This window comes from Aeromonas sp. R1-1 (assembly GCF_040908495.1).
In the GTDB taxonomy this organism is placed as follows: Bacteria; Pseudomonadota; Gammaproteobacteria; order Enterobacterales; family Aeromonadaceae; genus Aeromonas; species Aeromonas veronii.
On the sequence record NZ_JBFODV010000100.1, the window covers coordinates 1 to 2,743 of the forward strand.

Here is a 2,743-nt window from a genome sequence, read left to right on the forward strand (position 1 = left end):
ACCCTGTGCTCGCCCCCCTTTTCATCCTGCAGCAGCAAACCGTTGCCCAGCATGTCGCCGCAAAGCCAGTCGTGGGTGGCCAGATCGGCGGGCGTGCGCGGCGTCCCCTTGCGCGCCAGATAGGCGGGGGCGGCGCAGAGCAGCATCCGGGTCTGCCCCAGTTTGCGGGCCACCAGAGTCGAATCGGGCAAAGTGCCGACCCGCAATGCCACGTCGATCCGCTCAGCAATGAGATCCCGCTTCTCGTCGTCGGCGATGATCTGGATGGTGAGGCCGGGGTGGGCCTGCAGCAGCGGTGAGAGGGCCAGAGCCAGCGGCTGGCCCGCCATCCCCACCGGGGCAGTGATCCGCACTTCTCCGAGCAGGGCGTCGCGCACCTCCGAGAGGCGCAGCTCGGTCTCGTTCAGGGTCTGCTGCAACGCCCGACACCCTTGCCACACCACCTCTCCCGCCTCGGTCAGACTGAGACGACGGGTGGAGCGATGGAGCAGGGGCAGTCCGAGCAGGCTCTCCAGCTGACTGATATGCTGACTGACGGCGGAGGGGGTCATGCCAAGGGATTTGGCTGCCCCTGTCATGCTGCCCGCTTCCACCACGGCGGCGAAGATGGCGTAACGTCTGAGCTGTTCCATTATTAAATCCAGCTTATAAGTGAATGCATTTTTGAGGTGATTATTAAATCATAAATGGCGGCGTAGGATAGCCCCATTCCAACAGTGAAGGAGAGTTCCCCATGAAGATTGCCCTGATCGGTGCCAGCGGTTTTGTCGGTTCAGCCATCCTGAACGAGGCCGTCAGCCGCGGCCATCACGTCACCGCCATCGTCCGCGATGTCAGCAAGGTGGCCGCCCATCCGCAGGTCACCGCCATGGCGGTGGATGCCCAAAACCCGCAGGCATTGGCCGAGGTGCTCAAGGGGCACGATCGGGTGATCAGCGCCTACAACCCGGGCTGGACCACACCGGATATCTACGACCAGTACCTCAAGGGCGCCAACGCGATCGTCGCAGCAGCCAAAGCGGCCAACAGCTGGCTGCTGGTAGTAGGTGGCGCCGGCAGTCTGGAGGTTGCCCCCGGCGTGCAACTGGTGGATACCCCTGAGTTTCCGGCCGAGTGGAAACAGGGGGCGCTGGCGGCCCGCGACGGTCTCACCGCCCTGCGTCGTGAAACCACTCTCGACTGGCGCTTTGTCTCTCCCCCGGTGTTCCTCGAACCGGGCGAGAAGCGCGGCGGCTACCGGATTGGTGCCGATCAGGTGCTGTTCAGCGGCGAACTGCCTGCCGGGATCACCGCCGGTGATCTGGCTGACGGTGTGCTGAACGAGGTGGAAAAACCGGCTCACCAGCGCCAGCGCTTTACCCTGGGTTACTGAGAGCCAGCAGGCGGTTAAGGCCAGAATACGCGGTCACTCGCCTGTGCTTTCGGTCAGGTGAAAAACCGCTCAACCAGAAGGGAGGCATCCGCCTCCCTTCTGTTTTGGCCATTTTCTGTTTTGGTCATTTTTGCCGCTGGCAGCTTGCCTCTGGTTATCACTCTCCCCCTCATCGTTGCCCCTTTACCCCGCAATGGCTGCGCAAAAAACCTTCAGCTCATCAGGCGCCGAATTCCATTTCGAATTTTGTATATAACTAAGAATAATTTGTTGTTTCCGTCTTATAACACCGAACAGTAGCATCCCCTTCATTCCAGATGGCGCCACACCGCAAGAGCAAACAGCCACGCTGTCGTGCCATCCCGTTTGCCGCTCATCAGACCTGCCCGCACCAGAGGCAGCAGAAGAGATGGCGCCAGAGATAACGAAAGAGTGAGGAGGTGCACATGGAACATTCACCACTGCCGATCATCGATCTGGCTGCCCTCAACGGGGCACCCGAGGTGCGTCGCCCTATGCTGGCCAGGCTTGCCGCGGCCGCCCGCGACGTCGGCTTTTTCTATCTGACAGGGCATGGCCTGAGTGACGCCGAGCAGCGAGAGACCCTGGCGCTGGCAGAGCGCTTCTTTACCCTGCCGGAGCAGGAGAAACTGGCGGTGCAGATGGTCAACAGCCCCCACTTTCGCGGCTACAACCGGGTCGGTGCCGAGCTGACCCGCCAGCGGCCGGATCTGCGAGAGCAGTTCGATATCATGAATGAGGCGCAAGCCCTGCCTGCGGCCCTGATCCGTGAACCCTGGCAGCGGCTGATCGGCCCCAACCAGTGGCCAACCGCCCTGCCAGAGATGAAAGCCCATCTGCTGGCGTGGCAAGATCGGCTGAGCGATATCACCCTCACCCTGCTGGCCGCTTTTGCCGAGGTGCTGGAGCAACCGGCCCAAGTGTTTGACGACAGCATCCGCGGCGCCCCCTATCAGCATATGAAGCTGATTCACTACCCGGGACAAGAGGCAGGCGGCAGCAGTCAGGGGGTCGGCGCTCACAAGGATCCCGGCTACCTGACGCTGGTGATGCAGGACAATCATTCGGGGCTTGAGGTCGAGACGGCCGACGGCTGGATCTCCGCGCCCCCCCTGCCGGGAGCGCTGGTGGTCAATATCGGCGAGCTGCTTGAGCTGGCCTCCAACGGCTATCTCAAGGCGACCCTGCATCGGGTGGTGAGCCCGCCGCCCGGCGTCTCGCGCCTCTCCTGCGCCTTCTTTATGGCGGCGCGGCTCGATGCCACCGTGCCACTGCTCAGCCTCTCCCCCGAGCTGGCAGCGCAGGCGAAAGGGCCGGAGAGTGACCCGACCAACCCGCTCTTCTATCAGG

General features: G+C 62.7%; 3 protein-coding genes. 2 read left to right on the top strand and 1 reads right to left on the bottom strand.

What is annotated here, in order from left to right; translation table 11 throughout:
• Positions 1 to 632: LysR family transcriptional regulator (locus tag AB5Y92_RS05850; RefSeq protein ID WP_368225929.1), on the bottom strand; the 632-nt coding region annotated here is incomplete at its 3' end.
• 101 nt (positions 633 to 733) lie between these two features.
• Here AB5Y92_RS05850 and AB5Y92_RS05855 point away from each other — a divergent pair.
• Both AB5Y92_RS05855 and AB5Y92_RS05860 read left to right on the top strand, forming a co-directional pair.
• Positions 734 to 1,372 (top strand): NAD(P)-dependent oxidoreductase, encoded by a 639-nt coding sequence (locus AB5Y92_RS05855; RefSeq protein ID WP_368225930.1) that lies wholly within the window; start codon positions 734 to 736, stop codon positions 1,370 to 1,372.
• A 446-nt stretch (positions 1,373 to 1,818) separates the two neighbouring features.
• The coding region (locus tag AB5Y92_RS05860) for an isopenicillin N synthase family dioxygenase (RefSeq protein WP_368225932.1) at positions 1,819 to 2,743 on the top strand (925 nt) is incomplete at its 3' end.

What these genes read in the sequence shown, in the direction of transcription:
- AB5Y92_RS05855 (WP_368225930.1), top strand. Translation starts at nt 734, where the DNA reads ATGAAGATTGCCCTGATCGGTGCCAGCGGTTTTGTCGGTTCAGCCATC.